Source organism: Streptomyces enissocaesilis, assembly GCF_039533765.1.
Lineage (GTDB): Bacteria > Actinomycetota > Actinomycetes > Streptomycetales > Streptomycetaceae > Streptomyces > Streptomyces enissocaesilis.
Window position 1 is genome coordinate 62,286 of the sequence record NZ_BAAAUD010000009.1, and the last position, 25,469, is coordinate 87,754.

The following is a 25,469-nucleotide window of genomic DNA, read 5'->3' on the forward strand; positions in this document are numbered from 1 at the left end:
GGATGGACGGGGCGAGCGGGATGAGTGGGACGCGCACGAAACTGACCGGTGTCGGTGTCGGGCCCGGCGACCCCGAGCTGGTGACCGTGAAGGGCGTCAACGCCCTGCGGGACGCGGCGGTCGTGGTCGTTCCCGTGATGGACAGCGGCGAACGCGGGCGGGCCGAGGCGACCGTGCTGCACTACGTCGACGCGGCGAAGGTCGTCCGGGTCGTCTTCGCTCTCAACGAGCGCGAGGACCGGGCACGGCGCGAAGCCGCCTGGGACGCGGCCGGGGCGCGGGTCGCCGAACTGCTGCGGGAGCACGGCTCGGTGGCGTTCGCGACGATCGGTGACCCCAACGTCTACTCGACGTTCACGTACCTCGCGCAGACGATCGCGGAGCTGGTGCCGGGGACCGGCGTGGTGACCGTGCCGGGCATCACCGCCATGCAGGACCTGGCCGCCCGCAGCGGGGCCGTGCTGACGGAGGGGACCGAGCCGCTGACGCTCGTTCCCGTGACCGCCGGGGCCGCTGTGCTCAAGGAGGCCCTGGAGGGACCCGGGACGGTCGTGGCGTACAAGTTCGGGCGGCTGGCGGGCGAGGTGGCGACCGCGCTGCGCGAGACGGGACGTACCGGGGACGCGGTGTGGGGATCGGCGCTCGGGCTGCCCGGCGAATCGATCCGGCCCGCCGCCGAGCTGGGGGAGGACGGGGCTCTGCCGTACCTCTCCACGCTCATCGCGCCCGCGCGGCGCGACGGCCGTCGCGGGGGCAAGTTGTGAGTCCGGTGCGCGGTTCAGTGCGCGATGCCCACCACCAGCCAGATGAAGGCCACACCGGCTGCCGTGCACAGCAGCGTGGAGCGCGCCGGGTGGTCGTGGTGGGCCTCGGGCAGGATCTCGGCGGCCGCGAGGTAGAGCAGGGCGCCGCCGAAGAAGCCCAGATAGCTTCCGAGAAGTTCCTCCGGAAGGGTGAAGAGGAGAGTGGACGCCGCGCCCGCCACCGGGGCCAGCGCGTCCGCGAACAGCATCGCCACGGCCTTGCGGCGCGCGTTCCCGTACAGGCTGGTGAGCGTGTACGTGTTGAACCCGTCCGCGAAGTCATGGGTGACGACGGCGAGCGCGACGGTCGTGCCCATGCCGCCGCCGACCTGGAAGGCCGCGCCGATCGCGATGCCGTCCATCAGGCTGTGACCGACCATCGCCGCCGCCGCCGTCAGCCCGACCTGGGGTGCGCGCCCCTCGTGCGCGCCGTGCGCCGCCCGGCGTACGGCCAGCAGGCGCTCCACCACATGGGCTGTCAGAAAGCCTCCGACGAACAGCAGGAGTGCCTGCGGTACGCCGAACCGTTCGTCCCCCGCGGCCTCCAGCGCCTCCGGCAGCAGCTCCAGGCCGACGACGCCGAGCATCAGCCCGCCCGCCAGGCCCAGCACCAGGTGGCGGCGGTCGGTGACGCGCTGCGCCACCCAGCCACCGAAGAGCGTCATGAGGAACGCGCCGAGCGCGACGAAGACCGCCATGTGCTCTTGCTAGTCGATCGACCCCCTGCCGCGCACATCCGTGACCGCACCCGCTTCACCCCTGAACTGCCTGAATTCCCCGAGTTCCCGAGTTCCCCGAACTCGTGGATCCCGTGAATCCCGTGAATCCCGAGAGGACCCCCACTCATGGCCGATGCCCCCACCGGCAAGGTGACCTTCGTCGGCGCCGGGCCCGGCGCCGCCGACCTGCTGACCTTCCGTGCCGCGCGCGCCATCGCCGACGCCGACGTCGTGATCTGGGCGGCGAGCCTCGTACAGGCCGAGGTCCTGGAGCACGCGCGCGAGGGCGCCGAGATCCTCGACTCCGCCGCGATGTCCCTGGAGGACGTCGTCGCGGTGTACGAGCGGGCGCTGCGGGACGGGCTGAAGGTGGCCCGTGTGCACTCCGGCGATCCCGCCCTGTGGGGCGGTACGCAGGAGCAGGTCGACCGGTGTGCGGAACTCGGTCTGGACGTCGAGATCGTGCCGGGCGTCTCGTCGTTCTCGGCGGTCGCCGCGATCGCGCAGCGCGAGCTGACGATTCCCGAGGTCGCGCAGTCCGTGATCCTGACCAGGCTCGGCGGCGGCAAGACGCCGATGCCGCCCGGTGAGGAGGTGCGGGAGTTCGCGCGGCACGGCACGACGATGGCGGTCTTCCTGTCGGCGGCCAGGTCCGGGCAGCTGACGGCGGAGCTGCTGGAGGGCGGTTACCCGACGGACACGCCGGTCGTCATCGCGTACCAGGTCACCTGGCCCGAGGAGTTGGTGCTGCGGTGCACCGTCGCGACGCTGGAGGAAACGGTGAAGGAGCACAAGCTCTGGAAGCACACGCTCTTCCTGGTCGGCCCGGCGCTCTCCGCTTCCGGTACGCGCTCGCACCTCTACCACCCCGGCCACTTCCACGGCTTCCGGCGGGCCGACCGCACCGCGCGGGCGGCGCTGCGCGCGGAGCGCGGCTCCGCAGAGGTGAGAGCGGAGAAGTCCGGGTCATGATCACTGTTGTCGGTACGGGGACGGGCGCGCCCCTGGCCCCCGACGCCCGTACGGCGCTGGACGCCGCCGGGCTCGTCGTCGGGGGCCGGCGCCACCTGGACGCCGCCGGGATTCCCGAGGGCGTGGCCCGGGTGGTGCTCGGGCCGCTCGCGCCCGCGCTGGACGCGGTCGCGGGGCATCTGGCCGAGCGGGCGGACCGCACGGATGCCGGGGTCGTGGTGCTGGCCTCCGGGGATCCCGGGTTCTTCGGGATCGTACGGGCGCTGGCGGAGCGGTTCGGGGCGGACGCGCTGGACGTACGCCCGGGGGCGCCCTCCGTCGCGGTCGCGTTCGCGCGGCTCGGGCTGCCGTGGGACGACGCGGTCGTCGTCAGCGCGCACGGGCGGGCGCTGCGGACCGCCGTGAACGTGTGCCGCGCGCACCCGAAGACGGCCGTCCTGACCGGGCCCGGCGCCGGGCCCGCCGAACTGGGCGCCGCCCTGGCCCGTACCGGTATTCCGCGCACCCTCGTCGTCGCGTCCGCGCTCGGCGATCCCGCCGGGGGCGAGAGCGTCGAGCGCCTCTCCCCCGGCGAGGCGGCGGCGCGGGACTGGCCGGCGGCGGTCAGCGTCGTCGTGTGCCTGGACGAGTCGCGGGCGCTGGCGCCGGCGCAGCGGACGGTCGCCGGGCGGGGCAGTGGTCCCGCCCAGTGGGCGCTGCCCGAGGCCGCGTTCGAGCACCGCGACTCGATGATCACGAAGTTCGAGGTACGGGCGCTGGCGCTCGCCCGGCTCGGTCCGCGCCCGGGCGACCTGGTGTGGGACATCGGGGCGGGGTCGGGGTCCATGGCCGTGGAGTGCGCGCGGCTGGGGGCGGCGGCGATCGCGGTGGAGAAGACCTGCGACGGCGTGGAGCGCGTGCGGGCCAACGCCGCCGCGCACGGGGTCGACGTACAGGCCGTCCACGGATCCGCGCCGACCGTGCTGTCCCGACTGCCCGAACCCGACGCGGTGTTCGTCGGGGGCGGCGGGGGCGAGCTGCCCGCCATCGTCGCGGCGTGCGCGCGCGGCGCGCGGCGCACGGTCGTGGTCGCGCTGGCGGCGCTGGACCGGGTGCCGGCGGTACGGGCGGCCCTGGCGTCCGCCGGGTTCGCGCCCGAGGGCGTGCTGCTGCAGTCGTCGCGGCTCGCGCCGCTGCCCGGGGACGTGACCCGGCTCGCGGCCGCCAACCCTGTCTTTCTGCTGTGGGGCCACCGCCCCGCGGAACCGGCAAGTGAAGGAGCAGTTCAGTGATCGGCCTCATCTCCGCCACGGCGGCAGGCGCCGTGGCCCGAGACCGGCTGGCCGCGGCCTGGCCCGGTCGTACGCGGGTGTACGACGGCCCGGTGCGGGAGGCGGTCGGACGCGCCTTCGCGGAGTGCGAGCAGTTGGTGTGCTTCCTCGCCACGGGCGCGGTCGTACGGCTGGTCGCCCCGCTCCTCGCGGGCAAGGCGTCCGACCCGGGCGTCGTCTGCGTCGACGAGGCGCAGCGCCACGCGGTGTCGCTCCTGGGCGGCCACGGCGGCGGCGCGAACGAGCTGGCGCTCGCGGTGTCGGGGGTGCTGGGCTGCGCCCCGGTGATCACGACGGCGACGGACGCCACGGACGTGCCGGGCCTGGACACGCTGGGCTGGCCCGTCGAGGGCGCGACGGCCGCCGTGACCCGCGCGGTCCTGGACGGCGACCCGGTCACGCTGGTGGCGGACGCGGTGTGGCCGCTGCCGCCGCTGCCGGCGAATGTGGCACCGGCGGACACGGCGGCGGTCCCGGGGACGGACGCGGCGGTGGAGGGCGGCCGGGCGCCGGGCGCGGACGACGCGCGGCGGACCGCCGGGGACACGGAGCGCGCCGGGGCCGGGGCGGGGGGCGGCCTGGCCGAGGCGGCCGCTGCCGCCGCCGTGCCCGTGGGAGGGCTGCCCGGTGCCATGGCCGCGACCGTCGCGGCCGGTGTCCTCGCGGAGGCGGCCTCGGCCGCCGCCGGGTCCGGGGAAGGGCGGGTGCCGGCCGGGCCCGCCGTGCTGCGCGTCACCGACCGGCTCGTCGGCATCGGGGACCGGGAGGTCGTCCTGCGGCCGCCGTCGCTGGTGGTCGGCGTGGGGGCCAGCAGGGGCGCCCGCGCCGACGAGGTGTCCGGACTGATCGAGGAGGCGCTGGCGGACGCCGGGCTCTCGGTGCGGTCCGTCGCCGCGCTCGCGACCGTCGACGCCAAGGCCGACGAGGCCGGGATCGTGGAGGCGGCGGCCCGGCTCGGAGTGCCGCTGGAGACGTACACCGCCGGGGAGCTGGCCCGTATCGACGTGCCGAACCCCTCGGGGGCTCCGCTCGCCGCCGTCGGGACGCCGTCCGTGGCGGAGGCCGCGGCGCTCGCCGGCGGGGGCGAACTCCTCGTACCGAAGCGGAAGTCGGCTCCCGGGGGGCGGGCGGCGATGGCCACCTGCGCCGTCGTGCGCAGGCGGCCGCGCGGGCGGCTCGCGGTCGTCGGGCTCGGGCCCGGCGCGCGCGATCTGCTGACACCGCGCGCCCGTGAGGAGATCCGGCGGGCCTCGGTGCTCGTCGGGCTCGACCAGTACGTCGACCAGATCCGCGACCTGCTGCGGCCGGGCACGCGCGTCCTGGAGTCGGGGCTGGGCGCCGAGGAGGAGCGGGCCCGTACCGCCGTCGCCGAGGCCCGCGCCGGGCACGCGGTCGCGCTGATCGGGTCGGGGGACGCGGGCGTGTACGCCATGGCGTCGCCCGCGCTGGCCGAGGCGAGCGACGACATCGACGTCGTCGGCGTACCGGGGGTGACGGCGGCGCTCGCCGCCGCCGCGATCCTGGGCGCCCCGCTCGGCCACGACCACGTCTCGATCAGCCTCTCCGACCTGCACACGCCGTGGGAGGTCATCGAGCGGCGCGTACGGGCCGCGGCGGAGGCCGACATCGTCGTGACGTTCTACAACCCCCGCAGCCGGGGCCGTGACTGGCAGCTCCCCAAGGCGCTGTCGATCCTCGCGGAGCACCGCGAGCCCACGACGCCCGTCGGTGTCGTACGCAACGCCTCGCGCCCGGACGGCACGAGCCGCCTCACCACGCTCGCCGCGCTCGACCCGGCGACCGTCGACATGATGACCGTCGTGGTCGTCGGCAACACCGCCGCCCGCGAGATCGCGGGCCGCATGGTGACCCCGCGCGGTTACCGCTGGCAGACGGAGGGTTCGTGATGACGACGGACACGACAGACACCACGGACATGACGAACACGGCGAAGGCCACGGACAGGATCGTCCACCCCATCGAGCAGGAGTCCTTCCGGCGGCTGCGCTCCCGCCTCGACACGTCGCACTTCGCACCGCTGACGCGGGCCGTCGTGGAGCGGGTCATCCACTCCGCGGCGGATCTGGAGTACGCCGGCGATCTGGTCTGCGACGAGCGCGCGCTCGAAACCGCGCACGCCGCGCTGCACGCAGGTGCGCCGGTCGTCGTGGACGTGGAGATGGTCGCGGCGGGGATCACCCGGCGCGAGACCGTGTGCCGGCTGAGGGAAGCCCAGGCCGGACCGGAACTGACCCGCAGCGCCCACGCGATCAGGCTGGCGTACGAGCAGGTCGGGCCCGGCGCCCTGTGGGTGATCGGCTGCGCGCCCACCGCGCTGGAGGAACTGCTGCTCCTGGACGCCGAACCCGCGCTCGTCATCGGGCTGCCCGTCGGCTTCGTCGGGGCGGCCGAGTCCAAGGCGGCGCTGCGTGAGAGCGGGCTGCCGGCCGTCAGCAATGTTTCGGAGAAGGGCGGTTCGGCGGTCGCAGCGGCCGCGCTGAACGCCCTGCTCTACACCCCCCTCACCAAGGAGAAAGCGTGACCACCGCGCCCGCACTGCTCATCGCCGGCCACGGCACCCGCGACGACGCCGGAGCCGGAGCGTTCCGCGACTTCGTCGGGGAACTGGGCAGGCGCCACCCCGAACTGCCCGTCGCGGGCGGCTTCATCGAGCTGTCCCCGCCGCCGCTCGGCGACGCCGTCGCCGGTCTGGTCGAGCGGGGCGTCACGCGCTTCGCGGCCGTTCCCCTGATGCTGGTGTCCGCCGGTCACGCCAAGGGCGACATCCCGGCGGCGCTGACCCGCGAGAAGGAGCGCCACCCCGGGATCTCGTACACCTACGGCCGTCCGCTCGGCCCGCACCCGGGTCTGCTGGCCGTGCTGGAGCGGCGGGTCGACGAGGTGCTCGGCGACCTGGACCGGTCCGAGGTGACCGTGCTGCTCGTGGGGCGCGGCTCCACCGACCCGGACGCCAACGCCGAGGTGCACAAGGCGGCACGACTGTTCTGGGAGGGACGTGGGTATGCGGGTGTGGAAACCGCGTTCGTCTCGCTCGCCGCGCCCGACGTGCCGAGCGGGCTCGACCGCTGCACGAAGCTGGGGGCCGGGCACATCGTGGTCCTGCCGTACTTCCTCTTCACCGGGATCCTGCCGGACCGGGTGCGGCGGCAGACGCGGGACTGGGCCGCCGCGCACCCGGAGACCGGGGTGCGTTCGGCCGATGTGATCGGCCCCACCGAGGAGTTGATGGACCTCGTGATGGAGCGTTACCAGGAAGCCGTCAAGGGCGACCTGCGCATGAACTGCGACTCCTGCGTCTACCGCATCGCCCTGCCCGGCTTCGAGGACAAGGTGGGGGCGCCGCAGCAGCCGCACTTCCACCCCGACGACGACGGGCACGGACATGGACACGGACATGGACATGGACACGGGCACGGGCACCACCATGCGCACGCCCACTGACACCGCTCACGATCTGCGCCACCACGGAGACGCCGAGGTCCGCGAGGGCGGTCTGACCGACCTCGCGGTCAACGTACGGGCGGACACTCCCCCGGCCTGGCTCAAGGCCCGCGTCGCCGCGTCCCTGGACACGCTCGCGGCCTACCCGGACGGGCGGGCCGCGCGCGCGGCGGTGGCGCGGCGGCACGGGCTGCCGGTGGAGCGGGTACTGCTGACGGCGGGCTCCGCGGAGGCGTTCGTGCTGCTCGCGCGCGCGCTCGCGGTGCGCCGGCCCGTCGTCGTACACCCGCAGTTCACGGAGCCCGAGGCGGCGCTGCGGGACGCGGGGCACGAGGTCGGGCGGGTGCTGCTGCGCGAGGAGGACGGTTTCCGGCTGGATCCGGCGGCCGTTCCCGAGGACGCCGATCTGGTGGTGATCGGCAACCCGACCAACCCCACGTCCGTGCTCCACCCGGCGGAGGCCGTCGCCCGGCTCGCGCGCCCGGGGCGGACGCTGGTGGTCGACGAGGCGTTCATGGACGCGGTGCCGGACGAGCCGCAGGCGCTGGCCGGACGTACGGACGTACCCGGTCTGGTGGTGCTGCGCAGCCTCACCAAGACGTGGGGCCTCGCCGGACTGCGCATCGGATACGTCCTGGCCGGCCCGGAGACGGTCGCGGCGCTGGAGCGGGCGCAGCCGCTGTGGCCGGTGTCGACGCCGGCGCTGACCGCCGCGGAGGCGTGCATGGCGCCGGCGGCGCTCGCGGAGGCGGCGCTCGCCGCGCGGCAGGTGGCCGCCGACCGGGCGCACCTGCTGGCCGGACTGGCGGAGTTCGATGAGGTGCGGGTGGTGGAGGCGGCCGAGGGCCCCTTCGTCCTCGTACGGATGGAACGGGCCGACGAGGTACGAATGCGCCTGCGGGGGCTGGGCTTCGCGGTGCGGCGGGGGGACACCTTCCCGGGGCTCGGGCCGCGGTGGCTGCGGCTCGCGGTGCGCGACCGGGTCACGACCGGCCGCTTCCTCCAGGCGCTGGACCAGGCGCTGACGCTGGTCGCGCGCTGACCGGCCTTTCCCCGTTTCCTCGTTTACCCGGGATCCGACGCCCCGCGGACGGGGGCCGGGAAACAGGGGCCGGGGATCCGGGGTCAGGGGTGAACGCCCCTGCCGTCAGGCCCGGTTCGCCGGCCCCTGCCGTCAGGCCCGGTTACGGGCGCGGCGGGTGCGGGCCACCGCCAGGGCTCCGGCGCCGGCCACCAGCAGCAGGCCCGCACCACCCGCCAGGTACGGTGTCGTGGAGTTGCCGCCGGTCTCGGCGAGGCTCGCCTCGGCCTCCGTCTGGGGCTTCACGTCCGGGGCCGGAGCCTCCTTCGGCTCCTCCGCAGGCTTCTCCTCCGCCGGGCTCTCCACCGCCACCGGTGTCTTCGGCGGCTTCGGCGACTCGCACGTCGCTCCCGCCAGCGTCACCGTGCCCTCGACCTCGGCGACGTTCAGCTTCAGCGGATTCACCGACACCTTCAGTTCGAGCGCCGTGGCCGCGGCCGTGCGCGAGGTGGTGTGCGTCTTCGACAGGTCGAGCGTCACCACGCCCACCGCGGGCACGTCGACCCGCGTCTGCCCGCCCGCCGACAGCGTGACCTTCCTGCCGAGCACGGTCACCGCACCGAGCACGTTCGACTCGGCCACGGGCTGCCTGCCCGCCTCGCACAGCGCCTTCGACGTGACCTTCTCCACCTCGATGAGCGAGAGCAGCGGCAGCCCCGGCACATGCACCTGGGCGTGTGCGAGGTCGGTGTAGCCCTCGGCCTTGTGCGCGTCGGCCGTCGCCTTCGCCGTGGCCACGTCGGCGCGCAGCACACTGACCGGCCTGCCCTGTTCCACGCCGTCCAACCGGACCGTCAGCGCGGTCTTCTCCGCGCTCGCCGGGGCGTTCACCTCGTTGAGGGTGGTCGTGAGCGGCACGTTGACGCTCTTGTTGAGCAGGGACACGTCGAGTCCGGTACGGAGCACGACGGCGCTCGCCTTCCCCCCGCCGTCGCCCTCGGTGGCGTGCGCCGCCGGAGCGGCGGCGAGCAGGGCGGCGGGGCCCGCAGCCAGCGCGAGGGCGGCCGCGGTGGCTGCGGACCGGCGCGTGGACCGGCGCTCGGACCGGGCTGCGGACCGGCGTGCGGGCATGCTGAAGATGGTGCTGTTCAAGGTGGTGGAACCCCCACGAGTGACACGGCGCCGCCCGGCGCACTCCACGGGGACACGCGGGCGCCGGCGGCTGAGACACGGGAATCCTTACGCACTTCGAGTGAACGGTCAGCTACCCGCAGTCAGTTCACTCCAAAGGGGGGTTTCCGATCTCGCATTCGAATCTGCCGGGTCTCCGGGCACGGACGTTCCCGTCGGCGCCCCTCAGCACCCGCCCGTTCCCCTCCGTACCCGCCCGCTCCCGTCAGCCGACGATCCGCCCGTTCAGGACGATCCGCCGGGGCGCCGCCAGTACGCGCACGTCCGCGCGCGGGTCCTCGTCGTACACCACCAGGTCGGCGGGGGCGCCCTCCTCCAGCAGCGGGCGCCCGAGCCATTCGCGCGCCCTCCATGTCGTCGCCGACAGCGCGTCCAGGGCCGGGATGCCCGCCTTCATGAGTTCGGCGACCTCGTCCGCCACCAGGCCGTGGGCGAGCGAACCGCCCGCGTCCGTGCCCACGAAGACGGGCACGCCCGCGTCGTACGCCGCGCGCACCGTGTCGTACCGGCGCTCGTACAGCTGCCGCATGTGCGCCGACCAGCGCGGGAACTTCGCCTCGCCGCCGTACGCGAGGATCGGGAACGTCGCGATGTTGACCAGGGTCGGCACGATCGCGACCCCGCGTTCGGCGAAGAGCGGAATGGTGTCCTCGGTCAGGCCCGTGGCGTGCTCGATGCAGTCGATGCCCGCCTCGACGAGGTCGCGCAGCGAGTCCTCGGCGAAGCAGTGCGCGGTGACCCGGGCCCCGAGCCGGTGCGCCTCGGCGATGGCCGCCCCGACCTCGCCGCGCGGCCAGCACGCCCCCAGGTCCCCGGTCTCCCGGTCGATCCAGTCGCCGACGAGCTTGACCCAGCCGTCGCTGCGCCGGGCCTCCCCCGCGACGTACGCGACGAGGTCGCCGGGCTCGATCTCATGGGCGAAATTACGGATGTAGCGACGGGTACGGGCGATGTGCCGGCCCGCCCTGATGATCTTCGGGAGGTCGGCGCGGTCGTCGATCCAGCGGGTGTCGGACGGCGACCCGGCGTCGCGGATCAGCAGCGTGCCCGCATCCCGGTCGGTGATCGCCTGCTTCTCGCTGGTGGCCTCGTCGACCGGGCCGTGCCGGTCGAGCCCGACGTGGCAGTGCGCGTCGACCAGTCCGGGCAGCGCCCACCCCTCGACGACCTGCGCGTCGCGTACGCCGGCGGGCCGTTCGTACGTGACCCTGCCGTCCACGGCCCACAGCCCGTCCCGTACGTCGTCGGGCCCCGCGAGCACCCGTCCCCTCACCCGCAGCACCGTGTGATCACTCATGCGCAGCACTCTACGAGGGGGCGACTACGCTCGGCCCGGAGAGACCGAACACTGATCCGAAGAGAGCTCCGCCGTGACACATCCGCTTCTGGACCTGGCCCCGCTGACCGCCGCGCACTTCGCGGCCATCGAACGCCGGGTCGCCTCGCTGCTCTCCACCGAGCAGGACGTGGTCATCATGCAGGGCGAGGCGCTGCTTCCCCTCGAAGGCTGCATCCGCGGCGGCGCCCGCCCCGGCTCGGCCGCGCTGAACGTGGTGACCGGGCCGTACGGGCAGACCTTCGGGAACTGGCTGCGCGACTGCGGCGCGGCGGTCTTCGACCTGACCGTCCCGTTCCACACGGCGGTCACCGCCGAGCAGATCGGGCAGGCCCTCGACGAGCACCCCGAGATCGACTTCGTCTCGCTGGTGCACGCGGAGGCGGCGACCGGCAACACCAACCCGGTGGCCGAAATCGGTGAGGCCGTACGGGCCCACGGCGCCCTCTTCATGCTCGACGCGGTCGCCTCGGTGGGCGCCGAGCCGCTGCTGCCCGACGCGTGGGGCGTGGACCTGTGCGTGATCGGCGCGCAGAAGGCGATGGGCGGCCCGGCCGGCGTCTCCGCGGTGTCGGTGAGCGAGCGCGCCTGGGAGCGGATGGCCGCCAACCCGGCCGCCCCGCGCCGTTCGTACCTCTCCCTCCTGGACTGGAAGGAGCGGTGGATCGACGGCGGCCGCAAGGCGCTGCTGCACGCGCCCGCGCAGCTGGAGATGCTGGCGCTGGAGGCGTGTGTGGAGCGCATCGAGGCGGAAGGACTCGACGTACTGATGGCCAGGCACCGGGCCGCGGCCTCGGCCACGCGCGCGGGTGCGATCGCGCTGGGCGGCGGCCTGGAGCCGTACGTCCACGCGGCGCGCGACGCCGCGCCGGTGGCCACGACGCTGCGCGTTCCCGCCGGGGTGGACGCGTCCGAGGTGGTCGCGAAGGCGCTGGCCGCCGACCCGTCGCTGCCGTTGATCGCGGGCGGCGGGTCGCTGTCCAAGGAGATGATCCGGGTCAACCACTACGGCATCGACGCCACACGGGGCGTGGTCCAGTCGTCGCTCGGCGCGCTGGGCGCGGCGCTGAGCGAATCGGGAAAGCAGGTCGACTTCGAAGCTGCCCGAAAGGCCGTTGCGGAAACCTGGCCCGGCGAATAAATTCTCTGAATTCAATGAACTCCGGATAACGGGAAGCTGCTTTTATCAGGGCAGCTTCCCGTTTTCTTATGCCCGCTTGCCCCGAGCTCAAACGTGGAGGTTTCAAGCAAAGATCTGGGCGGTTTCGGGGGTGTGACCGACCCCACATCATGGGTGATTTGAGCGGTAATTTACCGCCAAATCCCCCAGATTTGCAGTCTGCTCGCGCGAAGTGTGCGCCCGCGCGATAACACAGATTCTCCTTCCACCCAACCCCTTCCCGCGATGCATTTTTTGAATTCGCTGGGTAAATTGCATCCGCATGACCGCCGCACAAGCAGACCTTGCACGGACCCGAAGCGAATTCCTGCAGATCGAAGCTCCGCAAGCAGAGGACGGAGCCGCGATCTGGCGCATCGCCCGCGACTCCGAGGTCCTGGACCTCAACTCCTCGTACAGCTATCTGCTGTGGTGCCGCGACTTCGCGGCGACTTCGGTCGTGGCCCGGGACAGCCCCGGGGGCGAGCCGATCGCGTTCATCACGGGCTACATCCGCCCCGAGCGCCCCGAGACCCTCGTCGTCTGGCAGGTCGCCGTCGACCACGCCCACCGCGGGCGCGGGCTGGCCGGCACGCTCCTGGAGGCGCTGACCGAGAAGGTCACCGCGCGCCAGGGGGTGAAGGTGATCGAGACGACCGTGACCCCGGACAACACCGCCTCCAACCGGCTGTTCACCTCGTACGCCGAGCGCCACGGTGCGCCCCTGGAGCGCGAAGTGCTCTTCGACGGTGAGCTGTTCCCCGAGGAGACGCACCTGCCCGAGGTGCTGTACCGCATCGGCCCTCTCGCCGCCTGATCCGCCCCCTGCCGACTTTCCTCCCCCTTCTTTCCCCAGTTCTTTTCCCAGGAGACCGCTGTGACCATCACCCCTCCCGCCCTGAGCGTCTTCGAGACCCTGGAATCCGAGGTACGCAGCTACTGCCGCGGCTGGCCGGCCGTGTTCGACCGCGCGCAGGGCAGCCACCTCCACGACGAGGACGGCCACACCTACCTCGACTTCTTCGCGGGCGCCGGGTCACTCAACTACGGTCACAACAACCCGGTACTGAAACGGGCGCTGATCGACTACATCGAGCGCGACGGCATCACCCACGGCCTCGACATGGCGACGTCCGCGAAACGCGCCTTCCTGGAGACCTTCCAGAACGTGGTGCTGCGGCCGCGCGACCTGCCGTACAAGGTGATGTTCCCGGGCCCGACCGGCACCAACGCCGTCGAGGCCGCGCTGAAGCTGGCCCGCAAGGTCAAGGGCCGCGAGTCGGTCGTGTCCTTCACCAACGCCTTCCACGGCATGTCGCTGGGCTCGCTCGCCGTCACCGGCAACGCGTTCAAGCGGGCCGGCGCCGGTATACCGCTGGTGCACGGCACGCCGATGCCGTTCGACAACTACTTCGACGGCACGGTCCCGGACTTCCTGTGGTTCGAGCGGCTGCTGGAGGACCAGGGGTCCGGCCTCAACAAGCCCGCCGCGGTGATCGTCGAGACGGTGCAGGGCGAGGGCGGCATCAACGTCGCCCGCGCCGAGTGGCTGCGCGCGCTCCAGGACCTGTGCCACCGCCAGGACATGCTGCTGATCGTCGACGACATCCAGATGGGCTGCGGCCGCACCGGCGGTTTCTTCTCCTTCGAGGAGGCCGGCATCACGCCGGACATCGTCACCCTGTCGAAGTCCATCAGCGGGTACGGCCTGCCGATGTCGCTGTGCCTGTTCAAGCCCGAGCTGGACGTCTGGGAGCCGGGCGAGCACAACGGCACCTTCCGCGGCAACAACCCCGCGTTCGTCACCGCCACCGCCGCGCTCAACGCCTACTGGGCCGACGGCCAGATGGAGAAGCAGACCATCGCCCGCGGCGAGCAGGTCGAGCGCGCGCTGCTGGCCATCGCCGACGAGAACGACGGGGCCGGGGTCGGCTTCCGGGGCCGGGGCCTGGTCTGGGGCCTGGAGTTCGCCGACAAGGAGCGCGCCACGGCGGTCTGCCGCCGCGCCTTCGAGCTCGGCATGCTGCTGGAGACCTCGGGTCCCCAGAGCGAGGTCGTGAAGCTGCTGCCGGCGCTCACCATCTCCCCCGACGAACTGGACGAGGGGCTGCGCATCCTGGCCCGTTCCGTCCGCGAGACCGCCTGACGGCGAGGCCGCCCGACCGTCCCACCGTTTCATCGCAGTAACACAGAAGGGCTCGACTCACCGTGATCGTCCGATCGTTCAAGGACATTGAAGGCACCGACCGCCATGTGAAGGCCGCCTCCGGCACCTGGGAGAGCAAGCGCATCGTGCTCGCCAAGGAGAAGGTCGGCTTCTCGCTCCACGAGACCGTGCTGTACGCGGGTACGGAGACGTCGATGTGGTACGCGAACCACATCGAGGCCGTCCTGTGCACGGAGGGCGAGGCCGAACTCACCAACGACGAGACCGGCGAGACCCACTGGATCACGCCGGGCACGATGTACCTGCTGGACGGCCACGAGCGCCACACCATGCGCCCCAAGACCGACTTCCGCTGCGTGTGCGTCTTCAACCCTCCCGTCACCGGACGGGAGGACCACGACGAGAACGGTGTCTACCCGCTGCTGACCGAGGAGGTCTGAACCATGACCGACGTACTGACCCCGCGCATCGAGACCCCCCGCGCCGACCTCTACCCGACGCGCGGCGCCGCCGAGGTGACCACCCCCCGCCAGGACCCGGTCGTCTGGTCCGCGCCCGGCGCGCCGGGTCCCGTCGAGCCCGCCGAACTCATGAGCTTCGAGCGGGACGGCTTCCTCACCGTCGACCAGCTCATCACCCCGGACGAGGTGTCGCTCTACCGGGCCGAGCTGGACCGGCTGGTCGCCGACCCGCAGGTGCGGGCGGACGAGCGCTCGATCATCGAGCCCACGTCCCAGGACGTACGGTCGGTCTTCGAGGTGCACCGCATCAGTGAGGTCTTCGCACAGCTGGTGCGCGACCCGCGGGTGGTCGGCAGGGCGCGTCAGATCCTCGGCTCGGACGTGTACGTCCACCAGTCGCGGATCAACGTCAAGCCGGGCTTCGGGGCCTCGGGCTTCTACTGGCACTCGGACTTCGAGACCTGGCACGCCGAGGACGGTCTGCCGAACATGCGGACCGTGTCCGTCTCGATCGCGCTGACCGAGAACTACGACACCAACGGCGGTCTGATGATCATGCCGGGGTCGCACAAGGAGTTCCTGGGCTGCGCGGGCGAGACGCCCAAGGACAACTACAAGAAGTCGCTCCAGATGCAGGACGCCGGCACGCCGTCGGACGCCGCGCTGACGCGCATGGCGGACCGGCACGGCATCAGGCTCTTCACGGGCAGGGCCGGCTCGGCGACCTGGTTCGACTGCAACTGCATGCACGGCTCGGGCGACAACATCACGCCGTACGCGCGCAGCAACGTCTTCATCGTCTTCAACAGCGTGGAGAACACGGCCGTCGAACCGTTCGCGGCGCCCGTGCCGCGGCCGGAGTTCATCGGGGCGAGGGACTTCACGCCGGTGAAGTAGGCGGCGGCCGGGCGGCGCGAGCCCCCGGACAGGCGGGCGGGACCGGTTCGGTGGAACCGGTCCCGCCCGCCTCGCGCATGCCCCAGGCGCTTCAAGCACGTCGGTGCTTCAGGCGCTTCAGACCGTCAGCGCCGGATAGTCGGTGTAGCCCTTGGCCTCGCCGGCGAAGAAGGTGGCCGGGTCCGGGGTGTTGTACGGTCCCCCGGTCTTCAGCCGGGCCGGCAGGTCCGGGTTGGCGAGGAAGAGCGCTCCGTACGCGACGAGGTCGGCGACGCCCTCCTCGACGAGTCCGAGCGAACCGTGGTCCGTGGGGCCCTCGGTCGCCGGGTTGAGGACGAAGGTGCCGGAGAACTTCGCGCGCAGTTCCAGCAGCAGTCCACGCTGCTCGGGGGAGACCTCGACGGCGTGCAGGTAGGCGAGGCCGAGCGGCGCTATGGCCTCGACGAGCGCCGGGTACACCGCGTCGGTGTCGGTCTCGGCGATGTCGTTGTACGGGTTGGCGGGCGAGATCCGCAGGCCGGTCCGGTCGGCGCCGACGGCCGCCGCGACCGCCTTGGTGACCTCGACGGCGAAGCGGACGCGGTTCTCGACGGAACCGCCCCACTCGTCGGTGCGCAGGTTGGTGTTGGTCGCGAGGAACTGCTGGATGAGGTAGCCGTTGGCACCGTGCAGTTCGACGCCGTCGAAGCCGGCGTCGACGGCGTTGCGGGCGGCGCTCACGAAGTCGGCGATGGTCTCCAGCACCTCGGCGCCGGTCAGCTCGCGCGGGGTGACGAAGTCCTTCATGCCCTCGGGGGTGTAGAGCTGCCCGGCGGCGGCCACCGCGGAGGGGGCGACCGGGACCAGCCCGTCGGGGAGGAGGACGGGGTGGCCGATGCGGCCCGCGTGCATGAGCTGGGCGTAGATCCGGCCGCCCGCGGCGTGCACGGCGTCGGTGACCTCGCGCCAGCCCGCGGTCTGCTCCTTGCTGTGCAGGCCGGGGGTGAAGGGGTAGCCCTGGCCGACGACGGAGGGCTGGACTCCTTCGGTGACGATCAGACCGGCGGAGGCACGCTGGGTGTAGTACTCGGCGGTGAGCCCGGTCGGTACGCCGCCCTCGGCGGCACGGCTGCGGGTCATCGGGGCCATCACGATGCGGTTGGCGAGCGGGGTGCCCGACAGGTCGAACGGGTCGAATGCGGTGGTCACGGCAGAAGCCCCCAAAGGAGAAACATGGATATGTGGTCGACCAATGAAACCCGGCCGAAGCCACTGTAACGTATTAGTTGGCCGACCAAGCTAAAGTTGTCCCCACAGTTCCGAGAAGGAGTTCCCATGAGCGCCGAACCCGCCTGCCCCGAGCCTCCGAGCACCGCGAGCGGCGGCCCGGTCAGCCACTCCATCTCCCGGACCGCCCGGCTCCACCGCATCGCCGCGGGCCGGCTCCTGCGCGATCTCGGCCTCTACCCCGGCCAGGAGTTCGTGATGATGCACCTGTGGGATGCGGGGCCGGTGCGCCAGTCGGAGCTGATCAAGGCGGTCGGCCTGGACCCGTCGACGGTGACGAAGACGCTCCAGCGCCTGGAGCAGTCGGGCCATGTGCGCCGCCGCCCCGACCCCGCGGACCGGCGGGCCGCCCTCGTCGAGGCGACCGGCCGGAGCTGCGGCCTGAAGGCGCAGGTGGAGCAGGCCTGGCAGCGGCTGGAGGAGATCACCCTGGCCGGACTCGACGAGCCCGAGCGCAAGGAACTGCTGCGGCTGCTGGACCGCGTGGAGGTCAACCTCTGCCCGCAGGCGCGGGAGGAGGCGCAGTCCGCGGCGCAGGCGTGCGCGACGGACCGTGCCCCTGACGGCTCCGCCCCGCCCGGTGATCGAGGAGCGGAGCCCGGGGCCTGAGTTCCGGGGCCCGACCTGAGTGCCGGGCCCCGAGCAACGGGCCACCGGGCCCGAGCCCCCGCGCCCCGGACCCCGGGCCCCCGGAGTCCGAGCACCGGGCCCGAGCACCGCGCCCGGGGCCACCGAGTCCGAGCACCGGGCTCCGGAACTCCGGAACTCCGGGACTCCGGGACTCCGGGACTCCGGGACTCCGGGACTCCGGGACAGCACCCCGGCGGCGCCTCAGCCGGCGAGCACGTCCAGCGCCCGGTCCACATCGGCGGCGGTGTTGTAGAGGTGGAAGGACGCGCGCAGCTTCCCCGCGCGCACGGAGACGACGATGTCCGCCTCCGTCAGCGCGTCGAGCCGGTGGGCGAGCCCCGGGGTGGCGACGACCACGGAGTCGGCGGGAACGGGCTCGTGGCCGAGGGAGACGAGCCCTTCCCGGAAGCGGGCGGCGAGCGCGGTGGTGTGGGCCCGTACGTTCTCGACGCCGATCTCCTCCAGGAGCGCGAGGGACTGCTCGGCGCCGACGTACGGCAGGAAGGGCGGCGGCTCGTCGAACCGGCGGGCGCTGCGGGCGAGCTCCGCGACGGGGCCGTACGTACTGTCCCAGATGTCCTCGCCGGCGATCCATCCCGCGTGGAACGGTGTGAGGGATTCCTGCGCCTCCTCGGTGACGGTGAGGAACGACGCGCCGCGCGGCGCCATCAGGTACTTGTAACCACCGGTGACGGTGTAGTCGAAGCTCCCCGCGTCGAAGGGCAGCCAGCCCGCCGCCTGGGTCGCGTCGACGAGCGTACGGGCGCCGTGGGCGGCGGCGGCGGCCCGTACGGCGGCCAGGTCGGCGACGCGCCCGTCGGCGGACTGCACCGCGGAGAAGGCCACCAGTGCGGTTTCCGGGCGCACCGATCCGGCCAGGGCCTCCAGCGGCACGTACCGCACCTTGAGGTCCCCGCGGACCACGAACGGATTGATCACCGAGGCGAAATCCCCCTCGGCGCACAGGACTTCTGAACCGGGGGGCAGCGAGGCCGCGATCAGCCCGACATGGACGGCCACCGCACTGCCGAGGGCGACCCGCTCGCCGGGAACCTCGACGAGCCGCGCGAAGGACGCGCGGGCGGCGGTCACGGCGTCGAAGCTGTTCCCGCCGTCGGGGCTGCCGGTCGCGTTCAGCTCGGCCGCGGCCTTGACGGCCTCGACGCCGCGACGGGGCAGCAGCCCGCAGGTGGAGGTGTTGAGGTACGTCGTCTCCGGCGCGAACTCGGCGCCTACGGCTTCGGTGAGAGTAAGGGGTTCCATGCCCTCCACTCTGCTGCCTCAGCAACTCCCCGTCCATTACCTATGTTTGCCCAGTACCCCCAAGCAATGCTTATGCGTTGCTCCCGCTACCAGCGAGGCGGTCCGCCCGCACCTGTTCCGGCGCCTGGGCAACGCCCTCCAGGGCCTCCAGGCCGCGCAACGGCCTTGCGCGGCTGCCCGGTTGCCCGGCCGCCCGGACAGGGTCGGCCCTGAAATCATTCGCCCGCCCTCGTCTCGCCCGGTACGGTCACGGAATTGTTCACGCTGCTGTGAGCCCATGGGGTTCGCGTGTGGCCCCTCCGGCGGTTCCCGGGCTGAAAGCAGGTTTCGTCATGGCATGCCGTATCAGTGAACTCGTGCTCGATTGCCGCGACCCCGAGGTACTGGCGCGGTTCTGGTGCGAGGTCCTGGACTTCGTGGTGCTCGATCGCGAAGGGGACGACTGCTTCGAGATCGGGCCGCGCGAAGGGTTCGGCGGCCCGCAGCCGACGATCATCCTCAGCCGCAGGGACGAGCCGGAGCCGGGGAAAACCCGGCTGCACATCGACGTCAACGCCACCGACCGCGATCAGGACGCCGAGCTCGAACGCCTGCTGGAGCTCGGTGCGCGCCCGGCCGACATCGGCCAGACGGGGGAGGAGCAGTGGCATGTCCTGGCCGACCCCGAAGGAAATGAGTTCTGCCTGCTCAAGGCCCGCCTCAACCCCCTCTGATGCTCATCGGTCACGCCCCGGCACGAGGTCTCCGGCACGAGGTTTCCGGCAGGGGGTTCACCGGCCGAGAAGAACCTGAACACCGGAGACCTCGTGGCCACCCCTGGCGGTGACGAGCCGGCGTGACCTGTCCGACGAGCAGGGGGCTCGGCCGGAACCGCTCATTACCTCGCAGGAGGCCGCGGGAGGCCGCGGGAGAGCGGAGTTCAGTGGGCGGCGGTCGCGGTCAGGCGGCTGGAGGCCGACCGGTAGGCGCCGGGCGGCAGGCCGGTCCTGCGCAGCAGGTGGAGGCGGAGCGAGTGGGCCGTACCGAGTCCGCGGGCTCGGGCCACCTGGTCCATGGGGAGCGTGGTGGTTTCGAGCAGTGCGCGGGCGCGCTCGACGCGCCGACGCAGCAGCCACTGGAGAGGGCCGGCCCCGGTCTCGTCGTGGAAGCGGCGCGAGAGGGTGCGCACGGAGACTCCCGCGTGGCGGGCGAGGTCGGCGACGGTGAGCGGCTCGTCGAGGTGGCGCATCGCCCAGGCGCGCGTGCGGGCGAAGGGGGCTCCGCGTTCGGGCGGCAGCGGGATTTCGGTGAGCTGGGTCTGGCCGGCGCGGCGTACGGGGACGCACCGGCCGCCGGGGACTTCGCGGCCGGCCCGGGTCCGTCGCCGCTGATCAGCTCGGGGCTGCTGGCGGTGGGGACGTCGGCGACGCCCACCCGGCCGCGGCCGGCGCCGGCGGGTGCGGGGGTCTGCCCCGGGGCCCGGCCCTCCATCGCCGGACGGGCTGGAACTGCCGCTCCTGGACAGCTTCCGACCCGCCCGGCGACGGGCGACGGGCGACGGGCGACGGGCGACGGGCGGAGCCCCGGTTACTCCAGCCGGCCGTCCACCCGCCGCGGCAGCCCCTGCGGGTTGCCGTCGCGCAGCTCCGGCGGGAGCAGCGCCTGCGGCGTCGACTGGTAGGTGACCGGCCGCAGCCAGCGCTCCACGGCCGTCGCGCCCACCGACGTGGACGTGGACGTCGTCGCCGGGTACGGGCCGCCGTGGTGCTGGGCGGGGGCGACCGCGACCCCCGTCGGCCACCCGTTGACCAGCACGCGGCCCGCGAGCGGGGTCAGCTCCGCGAGCAGGCCCGCCCCGGTGCCCCCGTCACCCGCGAGTTCCTCCGTGGAGAGCTGGAGGGTGGCGGTGAGGTTGCCGGGCAGCCGGGAGAGTACGGCGGTGACCTCGGCGGGGTCGTCGTAGCGCGCGACGACGGTGACCGGTCCGAAGCACTCCTCCAGGAGCAGGTCGTGCGCGCCTTCGGCGGCCAGCAGCCGCGCCGGTACGGTCAGGAACCCCGCGCTCACCGCGTGCTCGCCGCCCTCGCCCGGGGCCACCGGGGCTTCGGTGTCCGCCAGCGCGGCCCGCTCCCGTACGCCGGAGACGAACGCGTCCCGCATCCGGTGGTCGAGCATCACGCCGGGACCGGCGGCGCCGACGGCCTCGACCAGGGACTTCAGCATCCGGTCGCCGGCCTCGCCGGCCGGGGCCAGGACGAAACCGGGCTTGGTGCAGAACTGCCCCGTGCCCAGCGTCAGGGAGCCCGCGAGGCCGGCGCCGATCTGCTCGGCCCGCTCCTCGGCGGCCGCCGGCGTGACCACGACCGGGTTGAGGGAGCCGAGTTCGCCGTGGAAGGGGATCGGGGCGGGGCGGGACGCCGCGGCGTCGAAGAGCGCCCGTCCGCCGCGCACCGAACCGGTGAAGCCCGCGGCCGCCACCAGCGGGTGCTTCACCAGCTCGACGCCCGCGTCGAAGCCGTGCAGCAGGATCACCACGTCCTCCGGCAGGCCGATTCGAGCCGCCGCCCGGCGCAGCACGGACACGCAGAGCTCGGAGGTGGCGGGGTGGCCGGGGTGTGCCTTGACGACGACCGGGCAGCCCGCGGCGAGCGCGCTCGCGGTGTCGCCGCCGGGCACCGAGAAGGCGAGCGGGAAGTTGCTGGCGGCGTAGACGGCGACGACGCCCAGCGGGATCCTGTAGCGGCGCAGGTCGGGCCAGGGCGGCGTCCTGGCGCCGTCCTCGTGGTCGATCCTGATGTCGAGGAACGCGCCCTCGTCGACGACGTCCGCGAACGCCCTGAGCTGGGCGGTCGTACGGGCGAGTTCGCCGGTCAGCCGGACCGGGCCGAGCGCGGTCTCCGCGTCGGCGGCCTCGACGACCTGCTGCTCCGCCTCGTCGAGGAGTCCGGCCGCGGTACGGAGCAGGGCGGCCCGTACCGCACGGTCGGCGAGGGCGGGGCGAGCGGCGTGCGCGGCCCGTACCGCGCGGTCGACGTCTTCCGCCGTGGCCTCCACCGCGACCTGCTCGCGCGGGTTCCCGGTTCGGGGGTCGACACTCCAGACTGGTGCTGCTGCCACCGTGGCGTCCTTCCAGCTGTTCGGTATTCTGAACAGGGTTCCTGTTTCTGAATATGCTGGGACTCTAATAACGGGCGTTCTGTGGGGTCAAGGAGGGGCGATACGCGATGTCGACTGCCGATACGGGTGGTGCGCAGGTCAAATCCGCGGTGCGGACCGTGGAGTTGCTCGAATATTTCGCCGGCCGCCCCGGCATGCACTCGCTGGCCGCCGTCCAGGAGGCCGTGGGATATCCCAAGTCCAGCCTCTACATGCTGCTGCGCACGCTCGTCGAGCTCGGCTGGGTGGAGACGGACGCGACGGGCACGCGGTACGGCATCGGCGTGCGGGCCCTGCTCGTCGGCACGTCGTACATCGACGGCGACGAGGTCGTGGCCTCCGCCCGCCCCACCCTCGACCGGCTCTCCGACGACACGACGGAGACGATCCACCTGGCCCGCCTCGACGGTACGAACGTCGTGTACCTCGCGACCCGCCAGTCCCAGCACTACCTGCGCCCCTTCACCCGCGTCGGGCGCCGGCTGCCCGCGCACTCGACGTCCCTCGGCAAGGCGCTGCTCGCCACGCACACCGACGAACAGGTCCGCAAGCTGCTGCCGGAGACCCTGCCGGCGCTGACCGAGCACACCATCACCGACCGCGAGAAGCTCATCGACGAGCTGCGTCTCGTCCGCGAGCAGGGCTACGCGGTGGACCGCGAGGAGAACACGCTGGGCCTGCGCTGCTTCGGTGTCGCGATCCCCTACCGGACCCCCGCCCGCGACGCCATCAGCTGCTCGGTGCCCGTCGCCCGGCTCACCCCGGCGCACGAACAGACGGTCAAGGACGCGCTGTTCGACGCCCGGGACCGCCTCACGCTCGCCACCCGGAGGCTCTGATGCCGGTCATGCTGCGCGAAGTGGGACCGTCCGACCTCGACCTGTTCTCCACCCAGTTCCAGGACCCCGAGGCGAAGCGGATGGCGGCCTTCGGTCCGGCGGACCCCGTGGACCGGGCCCGGTTCGACGCGCACTGGAAGCGCAACATCGCCGAGTACGTCGTACGGACCGTGCTCGCCGACGGCGAAGTCGCGGGCAGCGTCTGCGTGTACGGAGAGCCGGGCGACCTCCAGGTGACGTACTGGATCGACCGCGCCCACTGGGGCCGGGGCGTGGCCACCGCCGCCCTGCGCGCCCTGCTCGAACTCGTCCCCGAGCGGCCGCTGTTCGCCCGCGCCGCCGCGGACAACACCGGGTCGCTCCGGGTGCTGGAGAAGTGCGGGTTCACCGTCACCGGGCACGACCGGGGGTTCGCCGGCGCCCGCGGGACGGAGGTCGACGAGCTGGTCCTCGTCCTCCCCGCCCGGTAGCCCTCTCCCCCGGACGGGGGAGGCGGATCACCGCCGGGCGGGAGGCGCGGCGGCGGCCGGCCCGGGAGCGTGGGTGTCATGACCCGGACCAGGCCCGCCCCCACGCCCCGGGGCCTTCGCCCCGCCCCCGCCGGCCGGCTGCGCACGGCGGCGCGCACCGCCGCCGTCGTCTCCTGCGTCCCTTACGTGGCGCTCAAGGCCGCCTGGATCGCCGGCAGCAGCGTCGGCATCCCCGACGGCAGCACGCTCCTCGACCACCCCGGCCTGATGGCGGCCGCCAACAGCGTCACGCTCCTGATGGACGCCACCGTCGTCGTACTGGCCCTCGCCCTGCGCCGCGGCCGGAGCCTGCCCCTGCGCACGCCGCCGGCGCTCGCCTGGACCGGCTCGGGCGTGCTCGGCTGCTGGGGCGGCTGGCTGCTCGTCGCCTCGGCGCTGCCCGTGACGGACGGAGCCGAACAGGCCACCGCGCGTCCGCTGCGAGTTCAGGTATCCCGAAGGGCTCCCCGTGGCGAACTCGCACCTTCAGGCCGGTCTCGGCTGGCGCGGCTGCAGAGCTTGAGGCCGTACGCCGGCACATGGGCACTCAGGGCTGAAGCGCCGCGTATGTCTTGGTGGCGTCGGCGATGAAGTCGCGGGTGCCGGCCGGGTCGAGAGCCCGGGTCTGAAGGTGGTCATGCATCGCGCTGTAGTACTGCACGTCGGAGGGTTTCTCGAGGTAGAGACCGTTGGCGAACCGTTCCAGGTGCACCACTCCCACCTGGGGGTTTTCGGCGAACTGCAGGATGGAGAACTGTCCTGGCAGGCCCGGGTGGGCGCCTGCGGTGTAGGGAAGGACCCGCATCGTGATGTGCGGCTCGGCGCTGAGTGCGTTCAGGTGCTCCAGTTGTCCACGCATGATGGCCGGGCTACCGATGACGCGGCGCAGTGCCGATTCGTCCAGGACGACCTGCAGGTGCAGCGGACGGGCCGGGTCGTAGATCCGGTGCTGACGACGTAGCCGCACCTTGAGGCGCGTTGCGGCCTGTTCGGCGGTAGGCAGGGGGATTGTTTCCTCGATGACCGCCTGGGCGTATGCGGGTGTCTGCAGCAGTTCGGGAACCATCATCGGCGCGTAGGTGTGGAGGGAGGCGGCGTCCGTCTCCAGGCCGATGTAGGCGCTGTCGGCGTGGCCGCCGTACGGGTGCCACCAGCCCCGCTCGCCGGATTCCCTGGCCATCTCCATCAGCGAGTCGATGACCTGCTGGTCCGTGACTCCGTAGATGGCGCACAGGTCGCGCACATCACGGGGGCTGGTGGCACGGTTGCCGTTCTCCAGATGGCTGATCTTGGGTTGCGAGACCATGAGCCGCTCGGCCACTTCTTTGCTCTTCAGCCCGCTCGCCAGGCGGAGCTGGCGGAGCTCGGCCCCAAGACGGCGTCTCCTGATGGTGGGGTTGGGTTTCGCCGCCACGCGCGCTGTACCTCCGGTTCCAAGTCCTGGTGCTGGAGTGAAGGTTGCCATGGGGCAAGGGACGCTGATCCGCGCCATCCCGTCATGTCACAAGCAGGTGAAACGTACTCTTACCTTGGCATTTGCCCGTGGCAGGTCAGGCCGGCGGCCGACCGATTTCGCCGATGTCCCTCGGGGTCCGTCGGAGGCCATCGTGCGCCGGTGGAGCGTCTTCCAGGCGTCCGGCCATGGGGGCTCGGGCGGCTTCCGCGTAGCGGATGGCCGTGAGTTCCGACAGGCCGAAGATCGCGGCGAGGCGACGGGGGCGGGCGGATCGTCTCGTCCTCCACCGCCGAGCAGCTGCGGAGCGCGATGGTCACGGTCGTCGAGGACGGCACGGGCACGAACGCGCGGATCGGCGGCGCCGAGGTGGGCGGCAGGACGGGCACCGCGCAGCACGGCCTCGACAACAGCGAGACGCCGTACGCCTGGTTCACGTCGTACGCGAAGGACGCGTCGACCGGCAAGGAGGTGGCGGTCGCGGTCCTCGTGGAGGACTCGGGCGCGGAGCGCTCGGAGGTCAGCGGCAACGGCCTGGCGGCCCCGGTCGCCCAGAAGATGATGCGGGCGGCGCTCAGCCGGTGACGGGGGCGGCGCAGGACCGGTCCGGAGGTCCCGGCCCGGCGCCCGGTCGTGCCGGCGGTCCGGAAGGGCTTCCCGCACATCCGGTCCACCGGTCGCGCCGTCGCGTTGCGGGCCGAACTCCTGGCCCCGGCCGTCGGCCCGCTCCTCCTGGGGCTGTTGCCGGGGCGGCGGCGGTGGCCGGAGGCCGCGCGCATCGGGCCGGCCCGGCGGGCCCCGGGCGCCTCGGTCCTCAGCGTCACCTTCCTGTCGGGACGCCGGGCGGGCCGACGGCGGTGAGCGCCGGTACGGGCG

At 72.9% G+C, this 25,469-nt stretch carries 25 protein-coding genes and 2 pseudogenes; 19 read left to right on the forward strand and 8 right to left on the reverse strand.

Annotation, left to right across the window (positions count from 1 at the left end; all coding sequences use genetic code 11):
• Window positions 1–20 precede the first annotated feature (20 nt).
• Window positions 21–764 carry a precorrin-2 C(20)-methyltransferase gene (cobI, locus tag ABD374_RS03145; protein ID WP_344490278.1) on the forward strand — a complete coding sequence of 248 codons (744 nt, stop codon included), beginning with the start codon at window positions 21–23 and terminating at the stop codon, window positions 762–764.
• 14 nt (window positions 765–778) lie between these two features.
• Here the strand turns inward: cobI and ABD374_RS03150 are convergent, their stop codons facing one another.
• On the reverse strand, window positions 779–1,501 hold the full coding sequence (locus tag ABD374_RS03150) for a ZIP family metal transporter (RefSeq protein WP_344490199.1): 723 nt from the start codon (window positions 1,499–1,501) through the stop codon (window positions 779–781).
• A 147-nt stretch (window positions 1,502–1,648) separates the two neighbouring features.
• Here ABD374_RS03150 and cobM point away from each other — a divergent pair, with 147 nt between their 5' ends.
• The 6 genes from cobM to cobC are packed head-to-tail and all read left to right on the forward strand — an operon-like array spanning window position 1,649 to window position 8,308.
• Window positions 1,649–2,494 (forward strand): precorrin-4 C(11)-methyltransferase, encoded by an 846-nt coding sequence (gene cobM, locus ABD374_RS03155; protein ID WP_344490202.1) that lies wholly within the window; start codon window positions 1,649–1,651, stop codon window positions 2,492–2,494.
• Window positions 2,491–3,765, forward strand: a complete 1,275-nt coding sequence (gene cbiE, locus ABD374_RS03160; protein ID WP_344490205.1) for a precorrin-6y C5,15-methyltransferase (decarboxylating) subunit CbiE — start codon at window positions 2,491–2,493, stop codon at window positions 3,763–3,765. Before cobM ends, cbiE begins: the two co-directional genes overlap by 4 nt.
• Window positions 3,762–5,711 carry a precorrin-3B C(17)-methyltransferase gene (gene cobJ, locus ABD374_RS03165; RefSeq protein WP_344490208.1) on the forward strand — a complete coding sequence of 650 codons (1,950 nt, stop codon included), beginning with the start codon at window positions 3,762–3,764 and terminating at the stop codon, window positions 5,709–5,711. Before cbiE ends, cobJ begins: the two co-directional genes overlap by 4 nt.
• Window positions 5,711–6,346 carry a precorrin-8X methylmutase gene (locus ABD374_RS03170; RefSeq protein WP_344490211.1) on the forward strand — a complete coding sequence of 212 codons (636 nt, stop codon included), beginning with the start codon at window positions 5,711–5,713 and terminating at the stop codon, window positions 6,344–6,346. The genes cobJ and ABD374_RS03170 overlap by 1 nt, the downstream gene beginning before the upstream one ends.
• Window positions 6,343–7,266, forward strand: a complete 924-nt coding sequence (locus ABD374_RS03175; RefSeq protein WP_344490214.1) for a sirohydrochlorin chelatase — start codon at window positions 6,343–6,345, stop codon at window positions 7,264–7,266. The genes ABD374_RS03170 and ABD374_RS03175 overlap by 4 nt, the downstream gene beginning before the upstream one ends.
• Window positions 7,220–8,308: an Rv2231c family histidinol phosphate aminotransferase CobC gene (gene cobC / locus ABD374_RS03180; protein WP_344490217.1), complete on the forward strand. Its 1,089-nt coding sequence runs from the start codon at window positions 7,220–7,222 to the stop codon at window positions 8,306–8,308. Before ABD374_RS03175 ends, cobC begins: the two co-directional genes overlap by 47 nt.
• 132 nt (window positions 8,309–8,440) lie before the next feature.
• Here the strand turns inward: cobC and ABD374_RS03185 are convergent, their stop codons facing one another.
• A complete protein-coding gene (locus tag ABD374_RS03185; RefSeq protein ID WP_425577118.1) occupies window positions 8,441–9,439 on the reverse strand; it encodes an SCO1860 family LAETG-anchored protein in 999 nt (332 codons plus the stop codon).
• A gap of 244 nt (window positions 9,440–9,683) precedes the next feature.
• Window positions 9,684–10,775: an amidohydrolase family protein gene (locus tag ABD374_RS03190; RefSeq protein WP_344490223.1), complete on the reverse strand. Its 1,092-nt coding sequence runs from the start codon at window positions 10,773–10,775 to the stop codon at window positions 9,684–9,686.
• A 73-nt stretch (window positions 10,776–10,848) separates the two neighbouring features.
• On the opposite strand from ABD374_RS03190, the gene ABD374_RS03195 reads away from it, so the two are divergent.
• From ABD374_RS03195 to thpD, 5 genes are all read left to right on the forward strand, one after another.
• Window positions 10,849–11,955 (forward strand): pyridoxal-phosphate-dependent aminotransferase family protein, encoded by a 1,107-nt coding sequence (locus tag ABD374_RS03195; RefSeq protein ID WP_344490226.1) that lies wholly within the window; start codon window positions 10,849–10,851, stop codon window positions 11,953–11,955.
• Between the two features lie 301 nt (window positions 11,956–12,256).
• Entirely contained in the window at window positions 12,257–12,790 is a 534-nt protein-coding gene (gene ectA / locus ABD374_RS03200; RefSeq protein ID WP_344490229.1) for a diaminobutyrate acetyltransferase, read from the forward strand.
• A gap of 60 nt (window positions 12,791–12,850) precedes the next feature.
• Window positions 12,851–14,119: a diaminobutyrate--2-oxoglutarate transaminase gene (gene ectB / locus ABD374_RS03205; RefSeq protein ID WP_344490232.1), complete on the forward strand. Its 1,269-nt coding sequence runs from the start codon at window positions 12,851–12,853 to the stop codon at window positions 14,117–14,119.
• Window positions 14,120–14,181: 62 nt separating this feature from the next.
• On the forward strand, window positions 14,182–14,580 hold the full coding sequence (locus ABD374_RS03210) for an ectoine synthase (protein WP_069929355.1): 399 nt from the start codon (window positions 14,182–14,184) through the stop codon (window positions 14,578–14,580).
• Window positions 14,581–14,583: 3 nt separating this feature from the next.
• Window positions 14,584–15,498: an ectoine hydroxylase gene (gene thpD, locus ABD374_RS03215; RefSeq protein ID WP_344490235.1), complete on the forward strand. Its 915-nt coding sequence runs from the start codon at window positions 14,584–14,586 to the stop codon at window positions 15,496–15,498.
• Between the two features lie 117 nt (window positions 15,499–15,615).
• Here thpD and ABD374_RS03220 read toward each other — a convergent pair whose 3' ends face one another.
• Window positions 15,616–16,686 carry an alkene reductase gene (locus tag ABD374_RS03220; RefSeq protein WP_344490238.1) on the reverse strand — a complete coding sequence of 357 codons (1,071 nt, stop codon included), beginning with the start codon at window positions 16,684–16,686 and terminating at the stop codon, window positions 15,616–15,618.
• 126 nt (window positions 16,687–16,812) lie between these two features.
• Between ABD374_RS03220 and ABD374_RS03225 the strand changes: the two genes are divergently transcribed.
• Complete coding sequence (locus ABD374_RS03225) at window positions 16,813–17,373, forward strand: MarR family winged helix-turn-helix transcriptional regulator (protein ID WP_344490241.1); 561 nt, start codon at window positions 16,813–16,815, stop codon at window positions 17,371–17,373.
• A 222-nt stretch (window positions 17,374–17,595) separates the two neighbouring features.
• Here ABD374_RS03225 and ABD374_RS03230 read toward each other — a convergent pair whose 3' ends face one another.
• Complete coding sequence (locus ABD374_RS03230; protein WP_344490244.1) at window positions 17,596–18,657, reverse strand: aminotransferase class V-fold PLP-dependent enzyme; 1,062 nt, start codon at window positions 18,655–18,657, stop codon at window positions 17,596–17,598.
• 332 nt (window positions 18,658–18,989) lie between these two features.
• On the opposite strand from ABD374_RS03230, the gene ABD374_RS03235 reads away from it, so the two are divergent.
• A complete protein-coding gene (locus tag ABD374_RS03235; protein ID WP_344490247.1) occupies window positions 18,990–19,370 on the forward strand; it encodes a VOC family protein in 381 nt (126 codons plus the stop codon).
• 206 nt (window positions 19,371–19,576) lie between these two features.
• Here ABD374_RS03235 and ABD374_RS03240 read toward each other — a convergent pair.
• Window positions 19,577–19,975 (reverse strand): annotated as a pseudogene (locus ABD374_RS03240) (helix-turn-helix domain-containing protein); the annotation flags it as partial.
• Between the two features lie 248 nt (window positions 19,976–20,223).
• On the reverse strand, window positions 20,224–21,753 hold the full coding sequence (locus tag ABD374_RS03245; protein WP_344490250.1) for an aldehyde dehydrogenase (NADP(+)): 1,530 nt from the start codon (window positions 21,751–21,753) through the stop codon (window positions 20,224–20,226).
• Window positions 21,754–21,860: 107 nt separating this feature from the next.
• Between ABD374_RS03245 and ABD374_RS03250 the strand changes: the two genes are divergently transcribed.
• The 3 genes from ABD374_RS03250 to ABD374_RS03260 all read left to right on the forward strand — a co-directional run bounded on the left by ABD374_RS03250 (window position 21,861) and on the right by ABD374_RS03260 (window position 23,731).
• A complete protein-coding gene (locus ABD374_RS03250; RefSeq protein WP_093801439.1) occupies window positions 21,861–22,631 on the forward strand; it encodes an IclR family transcriptional regulator in 771 nt (256 codons plus the stop codon).
• Window positions 22,631–23,101: a GNAT family N-acetyltransferase gene (locus tag ABD374_RS03255; RefSeq protein ID WP_344490254.1), complete on the forward strand. Its 471-nt coding sequence runs from the start codon at window positions 22,631–22,633 to the stop codon at window positions 23,099–23,101. Before ABD374_RS03250 ends, ABD374_RS03255 begins: the two co-directional genes overlap by 1 nt.
• A 78-nt stretch (window positions 23,102–23,179) precedes the next feature.
• The gene (locus ABD374_RS03260) at window positions 23,180–23,731 is read left to right on the forward strand and encodes a hypothetical protein (protein WP_344490257.1); all 552 of its coding nucleotides are present in this window, start codon (window positions 23,180–23,182) and stop codon (window positions 23,729–23,731) included.
• Here the strand turns inward: ABD374_RS03260 and ABD374_RS03265 are convergent.
• The gene (locus tag ABD374_RS03265) at window positions 23,688–24,554 is read right to left on the reverse strand and encodes a helix-turn-helix domain-containing protein (RefSeq protein ID WP_344490260.1); all 867 of its coding nucleotides are present in this window, start codon (window positions 24,552–24,554) and stop codon (window positions 23,688–23,690) included. The two genes, ABD374_RS03260 and ABD374_RS03265, sit on opposite strands and share 44 nt — an antisense overlap.
• Before the next feature lie 309 nt (window positions 24,555–24,863).
• Between ABD374_RS03265 and ABD374_RS03270 the strand changes: the two are divergent.
• Together ABD374_RS03270 and ABD374_RS03275 are read left to right on the forward strand one after the other, a co-directional pair.
• Window positions 24,864–25,178, forward strand: a pseudogene (locus ABD374_RS03270) (penicillin-binding transpeptidase domain-containing protein); the annotation flags it as partial.
• 48 nt (window positions 25,179–25,226) lie between these two features.
• Window positions 25,227–25,454 carry a hypothetical protein gene (locus ABD374_RS03275; protein ID WP_344490263.1) on the forward strand — a complete coding sequence of 76 codons (228 nt, stop codon included), beginning with the start codon at window positions 25,227–25,229 and terminating at the stop codon, window positions 25,452–25,454.
• Window positions 25,455–25,469: the final 15 nt, after the last annotated feature.